The following is a 21,398-nucleotide window of genomic DNA, read 5'->3' on the forward strand; positions in this document are numbered from 1 at the left end:
ATTCGATGGAGCAGGATCTGATGCGCATCCTCACCGGAGGATGGGTGGCGCAGGCGACCTTCGCCGCGGTGCGCCTGGGCGTTACGGACGTGCTCGACGGGCGACGCCTCGCCCCCGAGGAGATCGCCGAGGAGGTCGGCGCGCACCCCGGCGCGCTGCACCGCCTGCTCCGGCTGCTGGCGGGCGTGGGCCTGGCCGACGCCGACGGCGACAACAGGTACGGGCTGACCCCGATGGGGGCGCAGCTGCGCGGCGACGCGCTGGGCCCGCTGGCCGCCCTCTACGGCGAGGACTATTTCGCCTCCGCCTGGGACGGCCTGGCACACGCGGTCCGCACCGGGGAGCCGGCGTTCGAGCACGTCCACGGCGAGCCCGTCTTCGCGCACCTGGCCGGCGACCCGGGCAAGGCGGCCGTCTTCAACCGGGGAATGGCGGCGGGCGCCTCGTTCTTCCGCGGTATCCCCGACGCCTACGACTTCTCCGGCGCCCGCCGGGTGGTCGACCTCGCCGGCGGCACCGGCGCCCTGCTGGCTACGGTCCTGCGGAGCGACCCCGCGGCGCGAGGCGTGCTGTTCGACGTGCCGGAGGTGGTCGAGGCCGCGCCCGCGCACCTGGAGCGGATGGGCGTGCTGGACCGGTGCGAGCTGGTCGGCGGCGACCTGTTCGACTCCGTGCCGGAGGGCGGCGACGTCTACGTGCTCTCGCGCGTCCTGCACGACTGGGACGACGAGCGCTGCGCCGTCCTGCTGGCCAACTGCGCCAAGGCGATGGAGCCGGGAGCCGAGCTGCTGGTCGTCGAACGCGTCGTCGGCGAGGACTCGTACCTGCCGCTCGCGTTCGACCTGCACATGATGGTGATGACCGGGGGACGGGAGCGTACCGAGGCGGAGTACCGCGCGCTCCTGGAGGAGGCCGACCTGACCCCGGGCAGGCTGCTCGACCTGCCGCTCGGGATGCGGCTGCTCACCGCCACCCGCTGAAACCGGGCCGAACGAAGGCGCCGGGCTCATAGGGAGCCCGGCGCCTTCGTGGTGGTATCAGCTCAGGACGAGCGCCTCCTCCCGCTCCCGCGCCGACTCGCCGATCACCTCGACGCTGCCCTTGCTGCCGTCGACCCGGATCCGGTCGCCGTCCCGCACCAGCATCGTGGCGTTCCTGGTGCCGACGACGGCGGGGATCCCCAGCTCACGCGCCACGATCGCGGCGTGCGACAGGGGAGCGCCGACATCGGTGACGACCGCCGCCGCGCGCGGGAAGAGCAGCGTCCAGCCCACGTTCGTCACGGTCGTCACGAGGATCTCGCCCTCGCCCAGACGGTCGCCCTCCGCCACCGACGCCAGCACCCGGGCGGTCCCCTCGACCACGCCGGCCGCGCCGGGGAAGCCGCTGATGGTCTGCGACGGGGGCGCCGCCGTGTCCTCGGCGTCGAACACGTCGCCGCGCCGGTGCGGGTCCGCGGCCCACCGCTCGGGGTCGAACCGGCCCCGGATGACGCCCGGGTACGGCGGCAGCGCCTTGTACAGCTCGTACGTGGCCCGCCTCCTGGCGACGTACGACAGCGGCCGGTTCCAGCCGCGCAGCACGCCCAGGATCTCCTCGATCGTCAGGAAGAACAGATCGTCGCCCTGCCCGGTCACCTCGCCGGCCCGCAGGACGAAGTCGCGCACCATCCAGAAGCCGCGCATCATCTCCGACCGCGTCTCCTCGCGGGAGCGGACGATCGCCTCCCAGCGGTCGATCTGGCGGCGGAACTTCTCGGCCTGCTTCGGGTGCCGCTCGCGGAAGCGCCGCCAGGCCGCCGCGCTCGCCGCCTCCTGGCGTTCGAGCAGCTCGGTGGGGTCGACCGTGAGGCCGGCGAGCTGCTCGTCGATCCACGCCGGGTCCTCCACCGGCCGGGCGGCCGAGACCTCGAACTCGTCCGGGCAGCGGTGCCCGTACCTGCGGACGTACTCCTCGCGGGAGATCTCGCCGCGCTTGAGCCGGGCCAGCCCGAGCAGCGGGCCGAGGCTCTCCAGCCGGCCGTCCCGGCCCTGGATGCCGGACATGAGCACGGTGGCGTCCGCCTCTCCGACCAGCTTCGTCAGGCGGGCGCCGAGGTAGACCAGCGAGCCGGCGTCCTGGCGGGCCGCGGCGGCCAGCATGCGGTTGCACTCGTCGAACCTGGGCTCGATCTCGCTCTGCCAGAGCGCGACCAGGTCGTCGCTCTCGGCGATCATGGTGCGGAGCTCCTCCGTACGGCCGGGAGCCTGCGCTATGTACTCGGGGATCCGCTCCACGAGCTTCTGGATCTCGCGGCGGCCGCCCAGCATCGGCCTGGCCGCCCTGAGGGTCTGCCAGCGCGACATCGGCAGCAGCGGGGTCTGTACGCCCTCGGGCAGCCTGCCGTAGACCGGCTCCTGCGCGTCCTTGATCTTCTTGGTCATGCCGAGCGCCCTGCCGAGGGAGGCGGTCAGGCTCATGTTCATGTAGACGCGGCCGCCGATGTTCCCGCAGATCGGGTGGCCGCCGAGGTCGCCGACGATCATGATCTCGGAGATGAATGCCTGCACGAGCGACCAGGTGCACGGCGTCATGACGCTGGGGATGGCCTCGCCCAGGTTGCCGTTGGTCCACAGGTAGTCGCCCTGGAGCGAGTCGTTCCACACCTCGCGCTGGCCGGTGATCGGCCTGGCCTGGAGGATGTGCGGGCGCCCGTCGTGCAGGGCCCACTCGATGTCCATCGCGCGGCCGTACAGCTCCTCGATCTCCAGACCCAGCTCGGCCAGCCGCGTCGCCTGCGCGGAGGTCAGGACCGGCTCGTCGCGCCTGGCGGGCGGGACGGGCTCCTCCCGGGTGCCGTCCGGGGTGCGCACGGTCATGACGGCCTTGGACGCGATGCGCTCCTCGACGACCGTGAGGCCGGCGCGGTCGACGGTGATCGTGTCGGGCGTGACGAGGCCGCCGACGACCGCCTCGCCCAGGCCCCATGCGGCGTTGATGGTCAGCCGGTCATGGGGGGAGACCCGGTCCTCGGTGAACAGCACGCCCGCCGCGTCGGCGGGCACCAGCTCCTGGACGACGACGGCGATGGCCACCTGGTCCCGCGGGATGTCGTGGCGGTCGCGGTAGGCGATCGCCCGGTCGGTCCAGAGCGAGGCCCAGCAGCGCCTGACCGCGTCCAGGAGCTGTTCGGCGCCGCGGATGTTGAGGTAGCTGTCCTGCTGGCCGGCGAACGACATCCCCGGCAGGTCCTCCGCGGTCGCCGACGACCGGACGGCCACCGCGGCGTCCTCGCCCAGCGAGGCGTACGAGGCCAGAATGTCCTCGGCGATCTCCGCAGGGATCTCGCACGCGGCGAACAGCGCCTGGATCTCCTCGGCGTCCCCGGACAGGATCGCCTCGCGCAGACCATGGCGGGCCACGAAGTCGCGGTAGGCGCCGGTGGTGACGTGGAAACCCGCCGGCACCGGCAGACGAGCCCTGGCCAGGCGCGCCAGGGACTCCCCCTTGCCGCCGACGATCTCCAGCTCGGCCCTCGGGTCGGCCAGGGCAAGCGTGTTCATGAGCTCATCTCCAAATCCTTCCGGACGATCTCCAGGAACCGATTCGGCGGCACGCGGAAAGAATTCAGCAGCAAAAAGGAAATGCGGTGGTCGTATTTGACACACCGCTTGACTCGTCGCGTCCGGGGCGGGAAAGGTGCCCTCGGGTAGAGATGGAACGGCCGCCTGTTCCACGGTACGAAGCGCCCGGAGGGGAGGCACACCCCTAGGCGCCCTTAATCAGCTGTCGGCGCCCGGCCTGAGCAGGCCCGTCTCGTAGGCGGCGGCGACCGCGGCCGCACGGTCGTTGACCTCGAGCTTGGCGAAGATGTGCAGCAGGTGCGTCTTCACGGTGGCCTCGGTGATGAACAGCCGCTTGGCCACGTCGCGGTTGGTGGCGCCCCGGGAGATGAGCGACAGGACCTCCAGCTCGCGGCGGCTGAGAGGCTGCTGGCGCGGCGCGCGCAGCTTCTGCGTCAGCACGCCGGCCACGGAAGGGGACAGCACGGTCTCGCCGCGCGCCGCCGCCTGCACGGCGCGGCGCAGCTCGGCGCGCGGGGTGTCCTTGAGCAGGTAGCCGGTCGCCCCCTCCTCGATGGCCGGCAGCACGTCCACGTCGTCGTCGAACGTGGTCAGCACGAGCACGCGGACATCGGGCGCCTGCTCGCGCAGCCGGCGGATGAGCTCCGCGCCCTTCATCCTCGGCATGCGCAGGTCGGTGAGCACGACGTCGGGATTGGTGCGCTCCACCACGGCCAGCGCCTCGAACCCGTCACCCGCCTCCCCGACCACCTCGAACTCGTCGTCGGTGAAGATCCCGCGCAGCCCGTCGCGGACGACCGGATGATCGTCCACGATGATCAGCCGAATCGGCATGTCTCACCCGGCGTTTCTGGATCGGTCGGATGGATCGAGGCCCGTTTCGGCGGGGATGGCGGGGACGGCGGCGGAGATGCCGGTGCCCTCGCCGGGGGCCGACTCGATCTGGAAGTCGCCCGCCAGCCTGGTCACGCGCTGGCGCATGGACAGGAGGCCGAAACCGCCCGCCTCGGAGGCGGGCGCGGCCGGCAGGCCCGGTGGCTCGGGGGCGAAACCGGCTCCGTCGTCGCGTACGTCCAGCACCACGACATCTTCCATGTACGACAGAGTGAGGGCAACTCGTCCGGCCGAAGCGTGCTTGGCGACATTCGCCAGCGCCTCCTGCGCCACCCGCAGCAAGGTGATCTCCACCTCCGCGTGCAGCGGCCGGGCGTCGCCCGTGACCTCCAGGGACGAGAGCACGCCGCTGGCCTGCGACCACTTGCCGGAGACGTCCTGGAGCGCGGCGGGCAGCTGCGACTCGGCCAGCGGCGCGGGGCGCAGGGCCTGCACCGACCGGCGGGCCTCCTTCAGGCTGTCCCTGGCCAGCGTGCGAACCGTGTCAAGGCGGGCACGAGCCGCCTTGACGTCGTCGAGCGCCTCCTCGGCGGCCTCCACCTGGGTGACGATGGCGGTCAGCCCCTGCGCGATCGTGTCGTGGATCTCCCTGGCCAGCCGCTGCCGCTCCCCGAGCACCCCGGCCTCGCGGGCCCTGGTCAGCAGCTGGGCCTGCAGGTTCGCGTTCTCCGCCGCGAGGGCGGCCAGCCGCGCGCCGGTCTCCTGGAGCTGCGCGATCATCACCCTGCGGCTCTCGTTCTGGTCGGAGATGGTCTGGACGACCAGGCCGACCGCGGAGGCGACCAGCGCGGCCACCAGGAACGAGAAGAGCATCTGGCCAGGGCTCCGCCCGGCCTCCGGCCGCATCGAGACCAGCACCCCCGCGGTCGCCGCCACCCCGGCGTAGGCCCACCAGCGGGGCAGCAGCGCGAACGACTGGATGAACACCGCCGGACCGGCCACCGTGAACACCGAGTCGATGCTGACCAGCGCCCCGATGGCGGCGAGCAGGACGACGAAGTAGGCGAGCGCGACGAGATGGTGCTTGATCCACTCCGGGTGCGCGCCGACCATGAACCAGTGCCAGGCCATCGCGAACAGCGCCAGGACCAGCGTGTCCGGCCGCCAGTTCTGCAGCAGGGAGAAACCGGCCGGGAGCAGGATGAACAGGTAGGGCAGATAGGGCCAGACCCGGTCCCATCGTGAAGGGCCGGGGCCGGTGGAGGTGACCACCGGCCCCGGCCCTTCACGGTCGACTCTGCTCACCACCGGAAGGCCTTGATGGCGACGCCACCGGCGACGAGGCAGATCGCGAGCATGACGGCCAGCGAGAGCGGGGACAGCGCGTGGCCCTCCCAGCCGGCGCGGATGGCCTGGACGGCGGGTGCCATGGGGGTCAGGTCACCGATCGCCCGCATCGACCCGCCCATGCTCTCGCGGGGGATGATGGCGCCGGAGATGAAGACCATCGGGAAGAACAGGCTCAGCCCGATCACGGTCGCGCCGCGGCCGGAGGGCACCACGGCGCCGAGCAGGAAGCCGATGGCGCTGAGGCTCAGCGCGGCGAGGATCCACGCCACGACCACGCCGCCCAGGTCGGCGGGGGCCGACGCGCCGTAGACGAAGAAGCCGATGGCCACCAGCAGCGCCGTGCCGAACACGGCCAGCAGCATGTGAGCGACCCACTGGGCGCCGAACAGCATGCCCGGCGAGGCGGGCGTGGCCCGCAGCCGCTTCAGCACCAGGCGCTCCCGGTACTGGGCGACCGTTGCCGGCAGGATGACCAGCGCGGCCATGCCGATGACGAAGGTGGTCAGCATCGGCACGTTGGCGTCCGCCAGCGACAGCCCGCTGGGAAGGGACCCGCCGTTGCGCAGCTTGACCCAGAGCATGATCGCGGGGAAGGCCAGCGCGAAGAACGCCGACATCGGGTCCCGTGCGATCAGCTTGAGCTCGACCGCGATGACCTGAGTGATGCCTCTCATGCCGCCTGCCCTCCCGTCAGAGCGAAGTACGCGTCCTCGAGCGATTCGGTACGGCCCTGGGCCTTCAGCTCGCCCGGGGTGCCGTGGGTGATGACGCGGCCCCGGTCGATGATCGCCATGCGGTCGCACAGCGCCTGGGCCTCGTCCATGAAGTGGGTGACCAGCACGACGGTCACCCCGCGGTCGCGGATCTCGCGGACCAGGCCCCACGTCATGCGGCGGGCCGAGGGGTCCAGACCGGTGGTGAGCTCGTCGAGGAAGACGACCTCCGGGTTGCCGACCAGGGCCAGCGCGATGAACAGGCGCTGCTTCCAGCCGCCCGACAGGCTCCTGAAGCTGGAGCGCTGCCGCTCGGTCAGCCCCCACTCGTCCATGAGCGCCCTCCAGTCGGCGGGCTTGTCATAGAAAGAGGCATACATCTTCAGCGCCTCGCCCACCTTGAGCGCGTCCGGCAGCGCCGCCTCCTGCAGCTGAACGCCGATGCGCGGAAGGAGCCGGCGCCGGTCGGTCTGCGGGTCGAGGCCCAGCACGCGCAGCACACCGCCGTCGCGCTGCCGCAGGCCCGCCATGCACTCCACGGTCGTGGTCTTGCCCGCTCCGTTGGGGCCGGCGATCCCGAAGATCTCGCCCTTTTCCACCTTCAGGGATACGCTCTCGAGAACCTGCTTGCCTCGGTAGCTCTTACTCATACCCTCGATTTCGATGACTGTCATGTTTACAGAATCATCGGTGGCCGCGGCTTACGACATCCTCCGAACGGTTGATAGGGGGTCAGCTCCTTGATTTGGGGTCCGACCTGCGGCTTAGACGTATGACCAGGTGAAACCCTAAATAGGGGTGTCGGTGGCTGAGCCGATCCCCAACCCTGATGGGTATGAGCGATACAGCGGTGCGCGTACGTGAGCTGCGCAAGCGATATGGCGACGTGGTCGCCATTGACGGCGTCGACCTGGACATCGCCCGGGGTGAGGTGTTCGCGCTCCTCGGCCCCAACGGCGCAGGCAAGACGACCACTGTTGAGATCCTCGAAGGGCACCGCCGCCGCGACGCCGGCGACATCAGCGTGCTCGGCGAGGACCCCGGCCAGGCCGGCCGGGCCTGGCGCGCCAGGCTCGGCATCGTGCTGCAGTCGGCCACCGACGCCGCGGAGATGACCGTCCGGGAGATGGTGCATCACTACGCGAACTACTACCCGAGCCCGCGCGACCCCGACCACGTGATCGAGCTCGTCGGGCTCACCGGCAAGGCCGACGTCCGCACCCGCCACCTCTCCGGCGGCCAGCGGCGCAGGGTCGACGTGGCGCTCGGCGTCGTGGGCAATCCCGAGCTGGTCTTCCTGGACGAGCCCACCACGGGGTTCGACCCCGTGGCGCGCCGGCAGTTCTGGGACCTGATCTCGCAGCTGGCCGACGAGGGCACCACCATCCTGCTGACCACGCACTATCTGGACGAGGCCGAGGCGCTGGCCGACCGGGTGGGAGTGATCGTGGGCGGCAAGGTCGTCGCGCTGGGGGAGCCGTCCACGCTGGCCGGCCGCGCGCAGGCGATGGCCACCGTCAGCTGGGCCGGGCCGGACGGGGAGCGCAGCGTGAAGACGGCGACGCCCACGCAGGTCGTCGCCGAGCTGGGCCGCCAGTTCGAGGGGGAGATCCCGGAGCTGGCCGTGACCCGGCCGACCCTCGAAGACATCTACCTCGGCCTGATCGGAGACCAGCCGTGACAACCACGATGTCGAGACCGACGACCCGCATCCCCGCCGCGAGCTCGGTGAGCCTGCCCAGCACCTGGAGCCTGACGCTCAAGCGCGGCGCGCTGGAGCTCAGGAGCTTCTTCCGCACCAAGAGCCAGTTCATCGTCATCTTCTCGCTCCCGGCGATCATGCTGATGCTGCTCGGCGCGATGCAGATCAACAAGCCGGCCGTCGCCGGGATCACGGGCGCCCAGATCCTCACGGCGGGCATGATCGGCGCCGGAGTGATGGGCACGTCCTTCCAGAACCTGGGCATCAACATCGCCCTGGAACGCCACGACGGAACATTGAAGAGGCTTTACGGCATGCCCATGCCGCGGATGGCGTATTTCGGCGGGAAGGTCATCCAGGTCCTGGTGTGCATGGTCGCCGAGGTCGCCATATTGGTCACGGTGGGAGCACTGCTGTTCGGCATCCAGGTGCCCACCTCTTTCGACCGGTGGCTGACGTTCGTCTGGGTGCTCCTCCTCGGCGGTACGGCCTGCGCGCTCCTGGGCATCGCGGCCGGCAGCCTGCCGAAGTCGACGCGCGGGGCCAACGCGGTGATCACGCTGCCCTTCCTCATCGTGCAGTTCTGCTCCGGCGTCTTCATGCCCTTCTCCGACGTGCCGGGCATTCTCCAGTTCTTCGCGTCGCTGTTCCCGCTCAAGTGGATCACCCAGGGCATGCGCTCGGTCTTCCTGCCGGAACACGCGGCGGCTCTGGAGCCCTCCCACTCGTGGCAGCATCCGATGACGGCCATCGTGCTCGCCGCCTGGTGCGTGGGCGCGCTGTTGCTGTGCCTGAAGACGTTCCGCTGGACGGCCAGGGACAGCTGACCTCGAATCCTCGTGACGGTGGCGGGTCATCTGAACGCCACCGTCAATCGCATGCCCGGCCTCTGCGCCGGGCTTTCGCGTCGGTAGGTTCTCACGCGTCACCGCCGGGGCGGGAGCGTCCACGCGCCTTGCGGGCGCGGGGAGGGGGAGGGCGGGCGTGGCGCGCCGCCGTACCCGGCCGGAGGTACGAGATCGGGCGCGGCAGGTGTGTGCCGCGCCGTCCGGCCGGGTCAGGCCTTGACAGGCTGGGCGACGGGGCGCCTGTGCGCCGAGCGCTGGCGGCGGGTGGCGGGGCTGGTGGCCTTGACGATGGCGGTCACGATGAGACCGTCCTGGGCCTTCCACTTGCCGGAGAAGCCCATCAGCTGACGGCCCTCCACGTGCGGCCCGGTCACCAGGAGCCGGGCGGAGAAGGTGCCCTGCACCGGGTTGAAGGTGAGGATCGCGTCCTCGAAGTCGAGCCACCGCTTGGCCAGCGGGAACCAGGCCTTGTAGACCGACTCCTTGGCCGAGAACAGCAGGCGGTCCCATGCGACGTCCGGGTAGTCGGCGGCGAGTGCGCTCAGTGACTTGCGCTCCTCCGGCAGGGAGACCGCCTCCAGGACGCCGTACGACAGCGGCTGGTTGGGCTCGGCGTCGATGCCGATCGTGATGGTGTCGGTGCCGGGGCTGACGACGGCGCCGCGGTAACCGGCGCAGTGGGTGATGCTGCCCACGAAGCCCTTCGGCCACTGAGGTTCACCGCGCACGCCCGGCAGGATGGGCTGCTCGGGCAGGCCGAGCAGTCCCATCGCGGTCCTGGCGCACATGCGTGCCGTGGCGAACTCCTTGCGCCGGCTCTCCACCGATCGGCTGATCACCTCTTCTTCCTCAGGGAAGAGCACCGCGTCGTGGTCGTCGAACGTGTCGACCGCCACCACCCACGGCGGGAGGATGCTCCCGATAAATGCATTGGTGTTCACAATTCCACGCTAGGCAGGGCCTTCGTGGAAGAAAATGTCCGGGCGCTTCTTCTCGGGCTCTCCGGAGACGGTTGCGGGGTGAACCTACTCCGGGAAGGGGGTCCGATTTATATGGATATATGGCGATTGAAGGCTAGTTGTCGGATCGTGTCCGTGATGGTGTGATCAGCGAGGCGTCGATCGCCCGGTTGACGGCGTCGATGCGCGAGGCGGCCCCGAGCTTGACGAAGATGTTGCGCAGGTGGCGCTTCACCGTGGCTTCCGTGGTGTTGATGCGGGCGGCGATCTGCCGGTTGCTGAGCGCCTGCGCGGCCAGTTCGAGCACCTCCCGCTCCTTGCTCGTCAGCACCTCGGACGGTGAGCTCTCCATCTGGGCGAGGCTCTCGCGGGAGACGGCGAGCACGACCCGCTCGGGTTCGTCGTGCACGCTCCGGATGGCCGACACCAGCTCGTGCCAGTGGACGCTCTTCAGCAGGTATCCGCGGATGCCGGCGGCCAGGAGCCGGTGCAGCAGCTGCGGTCCGTCGTACATGCTCAGGATGATGATCTGCGTGTTCGGTGACTGGCTTCGCAGGCGCGTCACGGTGTCGGTGGCGGAGTCGCCGGGGATCTCCACGTCGAGCAGGAGAATGTCCGGCTTCTTGTCGGCCACCATGCTGAGCGCGCCGCTGGAGGTGCCGGCCTCGCCGACCACGACCAGCCCCTCCTGGGATTCGAGGATCTCCCTGAGGCCCTCGCGGAAGAGCGCGTGGTCGTCCACGATGGCCACTGTGGTCGGTTGCTCACTCCTGATCATCGGGTCGCCTCTGGATGGGCACGGCGAGGTCGACCCTCGCCCCCTTGCCGGGTTCGCTCGCGATGGTGACCGTGCCGCCGAGCAGCTGGGTGCGTTCCCGGATGGAGGACAGGCCCAGGCTGCCCTTGGGCGCCTGCTGGTTCGGGTCGAAGCCGCAGCCGTCGTCGATCACGGAGGCGATCAGCTCGTGCGGTGCGACGTCGATCCTGATGAAGATGGTCGAAGGGTCTCCGTGGGTGAGCGCGTTGCGGGCCGCTTCGCGCAGGATGAGCAGGCACTCCTCGCTGACGATCGGGGGCGCCCAGCTCTGGTCGCCGTTGACGACCAGCTCGACCTGCACGTCGTCGGTCCCGATCACGTCCAGGTAGCCGAGCAGTCCCTTCTCGAGGGTCCTCCCGTCGGGAGGATGGAGGTCGGAGGTGACCTGGCGCAGGCTGCACATCGTCTCCTGGATGGCCTGCTGCGCCATTTCCAGCTTGGCCAGCGCCTTGGCCGGCTCGGTCGGCCGGTAGAGGTTCGACAGCTCCAACTGGCGCTGGGCGACGCTGAGGCTGTGGCCGATGCGGTCGTGTAACTCCCTGGCGATCCGGCGGCGCTCGGCCATCTGCGCCTCGGTCACCTGGTTCAGCAAGAACCCGGTGTAGCTGCTCGAAGCCTCTCTGATGCGCAGGGAGATGCTCTGTTCCAGAGCCGTCACCACGAGCCTGAGCAGCCGGGCGGCCTGGGTGTCGTCCTGAAGGCGGTGACTAAGAGTAGTGAAGGCGGCGCGGAAGAAGACCGACGCTGCCAGGAGGGACTCTCTCGGGTGGATACCGGCGGAAGCTCTGGCCACACCGATGTCCCAGGACAGGAAACGGGACGTCTCATCGTCGAGCAGGCGGCCTGCCCGCAGCGTGCCGGCCATCTCCGTCAGGATCTCGCCCGCGTTCGCCATGACCTGGGCTTTCGTGTGCTGATCCCTGATCAGTACGCTGCCGATCGAGGCCAGTCCCTGCTCGTACTTGCTCAGTATGTCGGCTCGACACTCCTCGATAAGATTCGCCGTCCCCGTGGCATCTTGCTCGCCCCTTTGCGCAATTTCTCCCACCACGTCCCCTTGGAAATGCACGAATGCTTACATCTTGGGTCAACACTGATGAGTAGGCAACTGTATGAACATAGGCCCCGATGCGCCGCAGGCCTGCGCTCCGAGCTCGCGAGCCCTGTGACCAGTGGGAACGCCTGCGACGTAGGAATGTCAATATTTCGTGACTTAGGGTGCCCTGTCGTGGGGTGGCTCGGCGGGGGCTCCGAGGGCCGGTGAGACGATGCCGATCTTGTGCTAACCGTCCAATAGGGGTTGTTTGTGAGATGTGAAGCTGCCACGGTCGGTAAGACCAAGATCGACATGAGCATGGCTCGCATTAGCGCTGCTCGGCTAATGTTGACCCGCGGGTAATAAATGATTCAAGCGCTTCGCCGGGACGGCCGCGTCCGCCGCCCACCCCTGGGCCACGGGGCCGCGGACGGTGGCCCAGGGCCTGGTGCCGCACCGAGGTGACCGCCCGGCGGGTCGACCCGGACCGCGCGTTGGTCCGAAAGTTGGAGACGGTCTGGTCCGTGTGGAGCGGCGGGCGTTATTAAGGATAAGTCATATTGTGGGCACCCCGAACTGACACCTAACGTGATGACCGTCAACCCATAACCGGTTACGGAAGAGGTTGAGGGTCATGCGGCAAGTCCGACGGATCGTGAAATCGAAGCCGAAAAAAGAGCTGAATGGCTCCTTGGACCTCAGAACCCCTTCCGGCCGGAAATTGCCTTTCTAAAAGGGGTGTCCATCATGGGGCTGTACGAAAGAGACACCGCCATGGCCTCCATGCAAGGTCTCCTCGCCGAGGCCGTGGGCGGCAAGGGCCGGGTCGCAATGGTGACGGGAGTCGTTGCGACGGGCAAGAGCGAGCTCCTGCACGCCTTCGCCGAGCAGGCTCTGGAGCGCGGCGCGCTGCCGCTGGTGGCATCCGCCACCCGGGCGGAGAGCGACCTGCCGCTGGGCGTGCTCGGCCAGCTCTTCCAGAACGCGCCGCTACAGGAAGACGTACGCGCGCTCGCGGCTGACCTGCTGCGAGAGGGCGCGCAGATGGCCTCCCCCGCGAAGGGGGAGAGCTTTGAACAGGTGGACGCCCAGATCGTGCACTCGCTGTGCGCGGTGCTGCTCTCGCTCGCCGAACGCCACCCGCTGGCGATCGTCGTCGACGACGTCCATCTCGCCGACAGGGCCTCGCTGCTCTGCCTGTCCTACCTCGTCCGCAGGGCCAGATACTCCCCGCTCATGGCGGTGTTCGGCCAGGCCGACTACCGGCCGCACACCCACGGCTTCTTCGCCACCGAGATGCTGCGCCAGCCGCACTGCACGCCCGTGAGGCTGGGGCCGCTGTCGTACGACGCGGTGGTGAGCATGGCGGCCGAGCACCTGGGGGAGGCGGCGGCCGAAGCCGTGGCACCGGACTGGTACGCGCTGAGCGGCGGCAACCCACTCCTGCTCAGGGGCCTGATCGAGGACTTCGGGACGAGCGGCGGCGCCCCCGCCGAACGTTACGGCGAGGCCGTGCTGTCCTGCCTGCACCGGGCCGACCCCGCGCTCCTGCAGGTCGCCGGCTGGCTCGCGGTGCTGGACGACCCGGAGCTCCTGCAGCGCCTGGTCGACGCGGACGGCACGACGGTGGCCCAGGCCACCCGCTGGCTGGAGACCGCCGGGCTGCTGGAGTCGGGCCACTACAGGGCCGGGATCGCCAGGGAGACGGTGCTGGCCGAGTTGGGCGACGAGATGCGGCGCAGCGTGCACCGCAGGGCCGCCGAGCTGCTGCACCTGGAGGGGGCAGACGACGTCGCGATAGCCGAGCACCTGGTCGGCGCCGACGCCACCGACCTGCCGTGGGCCGTCCCCGTGCTGGAGGCCGCGGCGCTGCACCGGCTGGACGACGGGTTCGTGGACGAGGCCGTCGACTATCTCAAGCTCGCCTGGCGCTGCTGCACCGACGAGCGGCGGCGTACCACCATCGCCACGCTCCTGATGCGCGCGGAGTGGCGCATCAACCCCAGCACCCCGGCCGAGCACATCGCCGAGCTGACCGACGCCCTGCACAACGGCACCCTGCGCGGCAGCGACGCGGTCGTCCTGGCCAGGGCGCTGCTCTGGCACGGCAAGGTGGACGACGCCTGCCAGGTGCTCGAACACCTGAAGGAGAGCGGCGACACCGAGCCGCAGACCGTGGCCGAGCTCGTCGGCACCAGGCTGTGGCTGCGTGCCTCGGCGCCGCCGCTGCTGGCCCACGTCAACAGGGCGACCACCGAGCAGAACAAGGAGGCCGTGTTACCGGTGCGGGTGAGCCGGCGGCTGGAGGCGATCAACGCCCTGACCTCGGTTCTCACCCGCGGTCCCCGCGAGCGCACCCTGGCCACGGTGGAGCGGATCCTGCACAGTTCGCGCCTGGACGAGATGTCCATGGACACGGTGGAGAGCGCGCTGCTCGCGCTCACCTACGGCGGCTGGCCGGACAAGGCGGCGCCGTGGTGCGACGCCTTCATCGAGGAGGCGCAGTCCCGCAGCGCGCCGGCCCGCCGGGCCCGGCTCACCGCGATCCGCGCCGAGATCGCCATGCGGCGCGGCGACCTGGAGACCGCGGCCTCGTCCGCGCGCCTGGCCCTGGAGCTCATCCCGCCGGCCAGCTGGGGCGTGACCGTGGGTTCGCCGCTGGCCAACCTGATGCTGGCCAGCACCGCCATGGGGCAGTACGACCAGGCGCTCGCCCAGGTCAACACCGCGGTCCCGGAGGCCATGCTGCGCACCCGCTTCGGGCTGCACTACCTGCACGCCCGCGGGCGCTACCACCTGGCCGTCGACCATCCGGCGGCGGCGCTGCGGGACTTCCGCTTCTGCGGCGAGCTCATGGGCGAGTGGGAGATGGACACGCCGGGCTTCATCGCCTGGCGGGCCGACGCGGCCGAGGCGCTCATCCGGATGGGCGAGCACGACGAGGCCCGTGCCCTGGTCGAGGAGCAGCTGTCGCGCTGCGGCCCCATGGCCTCCCGCACGCAGGGGATCGCGCTGCGCCTGCTGGCCGCCACGAGCGAGCTCCGGCACCGGCCCATGCTGCTGCGGCAGTCCACGGACCGCCTGCAGGCCTGCGGCGACCGCTACGAGCTGGCCCGGTCGCTGTTCGACCTCACCGAGGCGTTCCACAGCGTCGGGGAGTTCCGCAGGGCGGGCATCATCGCCAGCCGTACGCGCATCCTCGCGCAGGAGTGCGGCGCCCAGCCGCTGAGCCAGGCGCTGGCCGGTGACGGCTCCGCCGCCGCCGACGGGCAGAACGCGGAGATCAGCAAGGTCGTGGCGATCCTCAGCGACGCGGAGCGCCGGGTCGCCGGCCTGGCCTCCGTCGGCTACACCAACCGCGAGATCGCGGCCAAGCTGTTCATCACGGTGAGCACAGTGGAACAGCACTTGACGCGCATCTATCGCAAGCTCGGAATCACCCAGCGCTCGGATCTTCCCACCGATCTGGAGCTGAGCCCGGCCGTCCGCTAACCCTCCCAGATCCTGCCCACCACGCGGAGTCCGCGTGGTGGGCAGCTCCATTAACTAGGTGTATAACTAGTCGTTGCGTTCTGTGTCATACGGGATAAACGGGAAAAATTCCCCCCTTATTCACCTGCCCATAGGGGAGATAGGGGTTGTGGCACAATCATGGCCCGCCGATCGTATGTATAACGTGACGGCCAAATGGAGGGGAGTGTCGTGGACAGCAGAAGGCTGGGCGATGCGGGGCTGATCACCTCGTGTCTGGGCTTCGGGTGTCTGGCCCTCTCAGGCGTGTACGGCCACGTGGACCGCTCGGAGTCCCTGGCGTTGATCCACTACGTTCTCGACGTGGGCGTGACGCTGCTCGACATGTCCGACGACCACGCCGACGGCGAGGTCGAGCGGCTCGTCGGCGAGGCCGTCCGGCCCTGGCGCGACGACGTGCTCCTGGCGACGCGGACCGTCCAGCGCGGCACCGGCTGCGGCGAGCTGGCGCAGGCGTGCGACGCCTCGCTGAAGCGCCTGGGCGTCGACTACGTCGACCTCTACATAGCCCGCCACGAGGAGCCGTCCGTGCCGGTCGAGGAGACCGCCCACCAGCTGGCGGACCTGGTGAGCACGGGCAAGGCCCGCCACGTCGGCCTGTCGGGGGTGACGGGGGACGAGCTCCGCCGGGCGCACGCGGTCCATCCGATGGCCGCCCTGTCGACGGAATACTCCCTGTGGCACCGTGCGGTCGAGCTCGACCAGCTGCCGGTGGCACGAGAGCTCGGGATCGGCGTGCTGGCCTGCCGGCCGCTGGGCCGCGGCTTCCTGACCGGGCGGAGCCTGTCGCCCTCGCGGCTCGGTCCGGCCGACCCTCGCCGGGCGGATCCCCGGTTCTCGCCGCACAACCTCCCGCGCAACATCGCGATGCTCCGGCGGGTGCAGGCCGAGGCGGCGAACATGGATGTCAGCACGGGCCGCCTGGCCCTGGCCTGGTTGCTGTCGCGGGGGCCGGACGTGGTGCCGGTGCCCAGCACGCGCGACCCGGTCCACCTGGAGATGAACGTGGGCTCCGTCAGGCTCCTGCTGACCGAGGCGGTGTGCCGGCGGCTGGAGGAGGACTTCCCGCCCGGCTCGACCGGCGCGGGCTGCGCGGTCTGATCGGCCGGTCCGCCTGTCAGATGAGGAAGAGCGGCACGATCGCCAGGCCGTGCAGGGCGTACTGGGTGGCCATGAAGGCGCCGTACGGCTCGCGGCGGCGGCCCTTGAAGCACAGGACCGTGATGACCAGCGCCCCGCCGATCATGGCGAGCGCGGACGGCCACAGCGGGAGCCGCAGCAGCAGGACGGCCACGGTGAAGGCCAGCGCCAGCCCGATCGCCGTGCAGCAGATCGTCAGCCGCAGGACGCGCTCGCCGTGCATGACCGCGAAGGTCATCCGCCCGGCGCGGGCGTCGCCCTCGATGTCGGGCAGGTCCTTGGTCGTCGAGCCCACGAGAGCGGTCCACAGCGACGCGGCGAGCACGAAGACGATCAGCATCAGCGAGCTCCTGATCTCGCTCGCGTAGGAGAAGGCGCCCCCGTAGTAGGTGAGCAGGGTGGCCACGCCTCCCGTCAGGACCGTGCCACCGGAGCTGCGCTTGAGCGGGAACGGCGGGCCCGAGTAGAGGTAGCCGAGCGTCAGCACGACGGCGAGCATGCCGCCCATCAGCGGGGCGAGCGCGAAGCCGGCCGCGAGCGACAGCAGGGCCGCCCCGATCGCGACCGCGCTGGCGAAGCCCGGTGGCAGGTCGCCACGGACGATGGGCCTGCGTGAGCCGTTGAGCCGGTCCTCCGGCACGTCCATGACGCCGTTGAAGAGGTAGACGGCGAAGATCATCATCACCCATGCGGCGGCGCCCCAGACCGTTCTGCCCAGGTGCCCGTCGTCGCCCGCGACCGAGGCGCACAGCGCCGTGCCGGTGAGGAAGCGCAGCAAGAAGATGAACTGCACTGTAGGCCGCGCTTCCGCGAAGCACAGACCGCCTCGCCGGAGCGCCGGTTCGATAGTCGCCATGATCGGAGTGTGAAGGGCGGGCAGGGGCCCGAGAAGGGGGGTGCGTCGAAAGATACCGGGGGCGCGCACTCTCGATACCCCCGCCGAATCCCTTGGTCAGGACCGGCACTCTCATGATCCTCGACCTGTTGCGGGCTTTTCGCCGACTGTACGTTGAGTCCGGAGATCTCCAGAGCCACCCCATGAGACCTGCGAAGGAGATTCACGATGGCCCCGACCCGTTCCGTCGAGCGCTATTCGAACTTCACCCCGCTGGCCCTGGCCGACCGGACCTGGCCGGACAAGAGGATCGTGGCGGCGCCCCGCTGGCTGTCGACGGACCTCCGCGACGGAAACCAGTCGCTGGCCAACCCGATGTCGCCGGCGCGGAAGCTGCGCATGTTCGAGCTGCTCGTCGACATCGGCTACAAGGAGATCGAAGTCGGATTCCCCGTGGCCAGCCAGGACGACTACGACTTCGTCCGGATGCTCATCGAGCAGGACCGCATCCCGGACGACGTATGGATCTCGGTGCTCGTACCGGCGAGGGACGAGCTGATCGAACGCTCGGTCACCGCGCTGGCCGGCGCCCCTCGCGCCACGTTCCACCTCTACAACGCGACCGCGCCGCTGTTCCGGCGCGTGGTGTTCAACATGGACCGCGCCCAGTGCAAGGACTTAGCCGTGCAGGGCACCCGGTTGATGATGAAGTACGCGGAGCGGGATCTGGCGGACTGCGACCTGCGCTACCAGTACTCGCCCGAGCTGTTCAACGAGACCGAGGCGGACTTCGCCCTGGAGGTCTGCGAGGCGGTCATGGACGTGTGGGAGACCGGCCCCGGCCGCCCGATCATCCTGAACTTCCCCACCACCGTCGAGCGTTCCCTGCCCTCGGTGTTCGCCGACCAGATCGAATGGCTGGACCGCAACCTCTCCCGCAGGGAGCACGTGTGCCTGTCCATCCACCCGCACAACGACCGCGGCACGGGGGTGGCCGCGTCCGAGCTGGCGCTGCTGGCCGGGGCCGAGCGCATCGAGGGGTGCCTGTTCGGCAACGGCGAGCGGGCGGGCAACGTCTGCCTGGTGACGCTCGGCATGAACATGTTCACCCACGGGGTGGACCCTGGCATCGACTTCTCCGACATCGACCGGATCCGCGACACGGTCGAGCTCTGCAACGAGATTCCCGTGCACCCCCGGCACCCTTACGGCGGCGAGCTCGTGTACACCGCCTTCTCCGGCTCGCACCAGGACGCGATCAAGAAGGGCTTCGACGACCTCGAGCGGGCCGCCGGCGACAGCGGCGTCAGCGTCGACGAGATGCCGTGGAGCATGCCGTACCTGCCGGTGGACCCCAAGGATGTCGGGCGCACGTACGAGGCGATCGTGCGGATCAACAGCCAGTCGGGCAAGGGCGGCATCGCGTACGTCATGAGCGCCTGGCACGGGATGCGCCTTCCCCGCGAGCTGCAGCGGGAGTTCGCCGGGCTGGTCCAGGCCCGAGCGGAGGCACGGGGCAGCGAGCTGTCGCCCGAGGAGATCTGGACGCTGTTCGAAGAGGAGTACCTCGCCGGCCAGTCCCGGACCGACCCGCTGCGGCGGGGCGACCGGATCACCGCCACGCTCCACATGGACGGCCAGCAGGAGCAGACCGTCCGGGCCATCGGAGCCACGATGGCGCCCTGGGGCGTCGACGTGCGGGCGGTGCACCGGGCCGACGGCACCGAGCGCGTCACGAGCATGAAGACGACGGTCTACGCCGAATGCAAGGTGGACGGCACGACGGTCTGGGGCGTGGGCGTCGACACCAACGTGGTCGACGCGACCCTGGCCGCGGTCGGCTCGGCCGCCAGGCGGAGCGGCCGGACGGAGGTCACGCTCGCGAACGCCAGCTGATGCCGGAGGACACGCCGGCGGCCGCCGAAAGGCGGCCGCCGCGGCGTTTTCCGGAGATTTTCGTGAAAAAGAACAAAGAGAGCCACCGCCCATTTAATTCTGGGCGGTGGCTCTCGTTCTGCTGGGGGCTTCGCAAAAGGGGGGGTGCCGTCTAGTTCAATGCCTCACCTCTCCGGCGGGATAAACATCCGTCAAACCCGACTACTCATATTGAATCGCCGGTCCGGCTGTTATCCCACCCCTAGCGAACCCTTAGGCGGTCACGGGTCACTCGGCAATTGCCGTCCGCATGATCCAGTGATAGGCGGGCACCTCCTGCCCGTCCACGTGCGTGCGCTCGCCTTTGTGGAGAAAGTGCTCGTACCCGCTGCCGAAAGGCAGTTTGATCTTCTCGCAGAACTTCGCGAGGGTCACGATCCGCTGGTCGGCCGGCAGGTGGTTCGGTCCGCCGACGAGCATTACCTTGATGTTCGACATGGTCTCCTCGATTCAGAGCGGGATGTTGGAGTGGCAGCCGCGGTCCTGCGGTGCCGATGCCAGTGCTTCCGCCAGCCGGAGCCGGGTCTCGAGAGGCGAGACGACCGCGTCGACCACGCCGAGCGACATCGCCCGCTCGACCCCGCCGGCCGTCCGCCGATGCTCTTCCACCAGTCGCGCGTGCAGGTCCGCCTGCTCGGACTCGGGCACCGCGGCCAGCCGCTTGCGGTGCAGGATGCCGACCGCCGCCTCGGCCCCCATGACCGCCACCTCCGCGTCGGGCCAGGCGTACACCGCGGTCGCGCCCAGAGACCTGGAGTTCATGGCGATGTAGGCGCCGCCGTACGACTTGCGGGTGATGAGGGTGACGCGCGGGACGACGGACTCGGCGAAGGCGTGCAGGAGCTTGGCGCCCCGCCTGACCACGCCGCCCCACTCCTGCTGGACGCCGGGCAGGTAGCCGGGCACGTCGACCACGACCACGAGCGGGACGCCGAGCGAGTCGCACATCCGCACGAAACGCGAGGCCTTCTCCGCCGAGAGCGAGTCGAGGCAGCCGCCCTTGCGCAGCGGGTTGTTGGCGACCACGCCGACGGCCCGCCCGCCCAGCCGGCCGAGCCCGACCACCATGTTGGGGGCCCAGCGGGGCTGGAACTCCAGGAACTCCGGGTCCAGGAGCTCGCGGAGGACCGGCCGGACGTCGTAGGCGCGGCGCGGCTGCTCGGGAAGGAGCGCCCGCAGGTCGCGCGGCTCGCTCAGCGCGGCGAAGTCGAACCGGCCGGGGTGGGTGAAGAACCCCGTCAGCAGGCGGGCCCGGTCGTAGGCCGCCTGCTCGGAGTCGACCGTGATGTGCGCGACCCCCGATTTGGGGCCGTGCGCCTCCGGGCCGCCCAGGCCCGCCATGTCGATCTCCTCGCCGGTGACGCTGCGGACGACGTCGGGCCCGGTGATGAAGACCCGCGCGACGTCCGACATGATGATCACGTCGGTCAGCGCGGGACCGTAGGCGGCCGCGCCCGCGGCCGGTCCGAGGACGACCGAGATCTGCGGGATCAGGCCGGAGGCCGAGGTCATGGCGGCGAACATGCGCCCGACGCCGTCCATCGACTCCACGCCGTCCGCCAGCCGGGCGCCGCCGGAGTGCCACAGGCCGATCACCGGGCAGCGCCGGCGGACGGCCAGCTGGATGGCCTCGACGATGCGATTCGCGCCTGCCCAGCCCAGCGCGCCGCCCATGCGCGTCGCGTCCGTGCAGTAGGCGATGACCGGCGAGCCGTCGATCAGACCGTGTACGGCCTGCACGCCGCTCTCGTCGTCGCCGGGCATCGGCACCAGGGAGCCGGGATCCAGGAGCCGCGAGAGGCGTGCCGATGGCGTCCGCGGATCGAGTGGTGCTTCCGTGGGAAAAGCGGTCAGGACCGTCATCGTTGTCCTTTCGCAGGTATCTGTCCTTCGAATTTCCCGACCGACCCCTATCCCGGACAACCCCTACTGCCTCGTACCTCTTACCAGGGGACGGCCCCGATATAGGGGGGACGTGGGGTAACCGGGAATTGCCGCCCGTGTGACACTCGGGATGTGTTGTTAATCACAGCGATCGTCGCGGAAAGGGATGGACGCCATGAAACGTACACAGCTCAAAAAGGCGCGCCCCGCGCGTACCACGGTGCGAAATGAGGTGCCTGACATGCGCACCC

The 21,398-nt window shown here is 69.8% G+C and carries 17 protein-coding genes; 6 read left to right on the top strand and 11 right to left on the bottom strand.

What is annotated here, in order from left to right; all coding sequences use genetic code 11:
* Window positions 1-5 precede the first annotated feature (5 nt).
* Complete coding sequence (locus ACIBI9_RS42105) at window positions 6-980, top strand: methyltransferase (protein WP_397231112.1); 975 nt, start codon at window positions 6-8, stop codon at window positions 978-980.
* A 57-nt stretch (window positions 981-1,037) separates the two neighbouring features.
* On the opposite strand, the gene ACIBI9_RS42110 is transcribed toward ACIBI9_RS42105, so the two are convergent.
* The 5 genes from ACIBI9_RS42110 to ACIBI9_RS42130 all read right to left on the bottom strand — a co-directional run bounded on the left by ACIBI9_RS42110 (window position 1,038) and on the right by ACIBI9_RS42130 (window position 7,134).
* Complete coding sequence (locus tag ACIBI9_RS42110; protein ID WP_397231114.1) at window positions 1,038-3,542, bottom strand: PEP/pyruvate-binding domain-containing protein; 2,505 nt, start codon at window positions 3,540-3,542, stop codon at window positions 1,038-1,040.
* Window positions 3,543-3,761: 219 nt separating this feature from the next.
* Window positions 3,762-4,397: a response regulator transcription factor gene (locus ACIBI9_RS42115; RefSeq protein ID WP_185067987.1), complete on the bottom strand. Its 636-nt coding sequence runs from the start codon at window positions 4,395-4,397 to the stop codon at window positions 3,762-3,764.
* A gap of 3 nt (window positions 4,398-4,400) precedes the next feature.
* Complete coding sequence (locus ACIBI9_RS42120; RefSeq protein ID WP_397231116.1) at window positions 4,401-5,702, bottom strand: sensor histidine kinase; 1,302 nt, start codon at window positions 5,700-5,702, stop codon at window positions 4,401-4,403.
* Window positions 5,699-6,421, bottom strand: a complete 723-nt coding sequence (locus ACIBI9_RS42125; RefSeq protein WP_397231118.1) for an ABC transporter permease — start codon at window positions 6,419-6,421, stop codon at window positions 5,699-5,701. Before ACIBI9_RS42125 ends, ACIBI9_RS42120 begins: the two co-directional genes overlap by 4 nt.
* A complete protein-coding gene (locus tag ACIBI9_RS42130; protein ID WP_397231120.1) occupies window positions 6,418-7,134 on the bottom strand; it encodes an ABC transporter ATP-binding protein in 717 nt (238 codons plus the stop codon). Before ACIBI9_RS42130 ends, ACIBI9_RS42125 begins: the two co-directional genes overlap by 4 nt.
* A 161-nt stretch (window positions 7,135-7,295) precedes the next feature.
* Between ACIBI9_RS42130 and ACIBI9_RS42135 the strand changes: the two genes are divergently transcribed.
* Both ACIBI9_RS42135 and ACIBI9_RS42140 read left to right on the top strand, forming a co-directional pair.
* Entirely contained in the window at window positions 7,296-8,141 is an 846-nt protein-coding gene (locus ACIBI9_RS42135; RefSeq protein WP_397231122.1) for an ABC transporter ATP-binding protein, read from the top strand.
* Between the two features lie 8 nt (window positions 8,142-8,149).
* Window positions 8,150-8,989: an ABC transporter permease gene (locus ACIBI9_RS42140; protein ID WP_397231124.1), complete on the top strand. Its 840-nt coding sequence runs from the start codon at window positions 8,150-8,152 to the stop codon at window positions 8,987-8,989.
* 230 nt (window positions 8,990-9,219) lie between these two features.
* Here ACIBI9_RS42140 and ACIBI9_RS42145 read toward each other — a convergent pair whose 3' ends face one another.
* The 3 genes from ACIBI9_RS42145 to ACIBI9_RS42155 all read right to left on the bottom strand — a co-directional run bounded on the left by ACIBI9_RS42145 (window position 9,220) and on the right by ACIBI9_RS42155 (window position 11,834).
* The gene (locus ACIBI9_RS42145) at window positions 9,220-9,951 is read right to left on the bottom strand and encodes a 4'-phosphopantetheinyl transferase (protein ID WP_397231126.1); all 732 of its coding nucleotides are present in this window, start codon (window positions 9,949-9,951) and stop codon (window positions 9,220-9,222) included.
* 133 nt (window positions 9,952-10,084) lie between these two features.
* Entirely contained in the window at window positions 10,085-10,747 is a 663-nt protein-coding gene (locus ACIBI9_RS42150) for a response regulator transcription factor (RefSeq protein ID WP_185067983.1), read from the bottom strand.
* Entirely contained in the window at window positions 10,734-11,834 is a 1,101-nt protein-coding gene (locus ACIBI9_RS42155) for a sensor histidine kinase (RefSeq protein WP_397231128.1), read from the bottom strand. Before ACIBI9_RS42155 ends, ACIBI9_RS42150 begins: the two co-directional genes overlap by 14 nt.
* A 735-nt stretch (window positions 11,835-12,569) precedes the next feature.
* Between ACIBI9_RS42155 and ACIBI9_RS42160 the strand changes: the two genes are divergently transcribed.
* Together ACIBI9_RS42160 and ACIBI9_RS42165 are read left to right on the top strand one after the other, a co-directional pair.
* Window positions 12,570-15,314 carry an AAA family ATPase gene (locus ACIBI9_RS42160; RefSeq protein WP_397231130.1) on the top strand — a complete coding sequence of 915 codons (2,745 nt, stop codon included), beginning with the start codon at window positions 12,570-12,572 and terminating at the stop codon, window positions 15,312-15,314.
* A gap of 210 nt (window positions 15,315-15,524) precedes the next feature.
* On the top strand, window positions 15,525-16,454 hold the full coding sequence (locus ACIBI9_RS42165; protein ID WP_397231132.1) for an aldo/keto reductase: 930 nt from the start codon (window positions 15,525-15,527) through the stop codon (window positions 16,452-16,454).
* 16 nt (window positions 16,455-16,470) lie between these two features.
* Here ACIBI9_RS42165 and ACIBI9_RS42170 read toward each other — a convergent pair whose 3' ends face one another.
* Window positions 16,471-17,349, bottom strand: coding sequence for a UbiA family prenyltransferase (locus ACIBI9_RS42170; RefSeq protein ID WP_397231134.1), 879 nt, complete (start codon window positions 17,347-17,349; stop codon window positions 16,471-16,473).
* A 207-nt stretch (window positions 17,350-17,556) separates the two neighbouring features.
* Between ACIBI9_RS42170 and ACIBI9_RS42175 the strand changes: the two genes are divergently transcribed.
* The gene (locus ACIBI9_RS42175) at window positions 17,557-19,224 is read left to right on the top strand and encodes a 2-isopropylmalate synthase (protein ID WP_397231136.1); all 1,668 of its coding nucleotides are present in this window, start codon (window positions 17,557-17,559) and stop codon (window positions 19,222-19,224) included.
* A gap of 267 nt (window positions 19,225-19,491) precedes the next feature.
* On the opposite strand, the gene ACIBI9_RS42180 is transcribed toward ACIBI9_RS42175, so the two are convergent.
* Together ACIBI9_RS42180 and ACIBI9_RS42185 are read right to left on the bottom strand one after the other, a co-directional pair.
* Window positions 19,492-19,701, bottom strand: a complete 210-nt coding sequence (locus ACIBI9_RS42180; RefSeq protein WP_397231138.1) for a DUF5988 family protein — start codon at window positions 19,699-19,701, stop codon at window positions 19,492-19,494.
* A 12-nt stretch (window positions 19,702-19,713) separates the two neighbouring features.
* Window positions 19,714-21,126, bottom strand: coding sequence for an acyl-CoA carboxylase subunit beta (locus tag ACIBI9_RS42185; RefSeq protein WP_397231140.1), 1,413 nt, complete (start codon window positions 21,124-21,126; stop codon window positions 19,714-19,716).
* Window positions 21,127-21,398 lie beyond the last annotated feature (272 nt).

It is taken from the genome of Nonomuraea sp. NPDC050451 (assembly GCF_044458585.1).

Coding starts and splice junctions, on each gene's coding strand:
- ACIBI9_RS42115 (WP_185067987.1), bottom strand. CDS start 4,397: ATGCCGATTCGGCTGATCATCGTGGACGATCATCCGGTCGTCCGCGAC.
- ACIBI9_RS42105 (WP_397231112.1), top strand. CDS start 6: ATGGAGCAGGATCTGATGCGCATCCTCACCGGAGGATGGGTGGCGCAG.
- ACIBI9_RS42185 (WP_397231140.1), bottom strand. CDS start 21,126: ATGACGGTCCTGACCGCTTTTCCCACGGAAGCACCACTCGATCCGCGG.
- ACIBI9_RS42135 (WP_397231122.1), top strand. CDS start 7,296: ATGAGCGATACAGCGGTGCGCGTACGTGAGCTGCGCAAGCGATATGGC.
- ACIBI9_RS42175 (WP_397231136.1), top strand. CDS start 17,557: ATGGCCCCGACCCGTTCCGTCGAGCGCTATTCGAACTTCACCCCGCTG.
- ACIBI9_RS42160 (WP_397231130.1), top strand. CDS start 12,570: ATGGGGCTGTACGAAAGAGACACCGCCATGGCCTCCATGCAAGGTCTC.
- ACIBI9_RS42110 (WP_397231114.1), bottom strand. CDS start 3,542: ATGAACACGCTTGCCCTGGCCGACCCGAGGGCCGAGCTGGAGATCGTC.
- ACIBI9_RS42180 (WP_397231138.1), bottom strand. CDS start 19,701: ATGTCGAACATCAAGGTAATGCTCGTCGGCGGACCGAACCACCTGCCG.
- ACIBI9_RS42140 (WP_397231124.1), top strand. CDS start 8,150: ATGTCGAGACCGACGACCCGCATCCCCGCCGCGAGCTCGGTGAGCCTG.
- ACIBI9_RS42125 (WP_397231118.1), bottom strand. CDS start 6,421: ATGAGAGGCATCACTCAGGTCATCGCGGTCGAGCTCAAGCTGATCGCA.
- ACIBI9_RS42130 (WP_397231120.1), bottom strand. CDS start 7,134: ATGACAGTCATCGAAATCGAGGGTATGAGTAAGAGCTACCGAGGCAAG.
- ACIBI9_RS42170 (WP_397231134.1), bottom strand. CDS start 17,349: ATGGCGACTATCGAACCGGCGCTCCGGCGAGGCGGTCTGTGCTTCGCG.
- ACIBI9_RS42150 (WP_185067983.1), bottom strand. CDS start 10,747: ATGATCAGGAGTGAGCAACCGACCACAGTGGCCATCGTGGACGACCAC.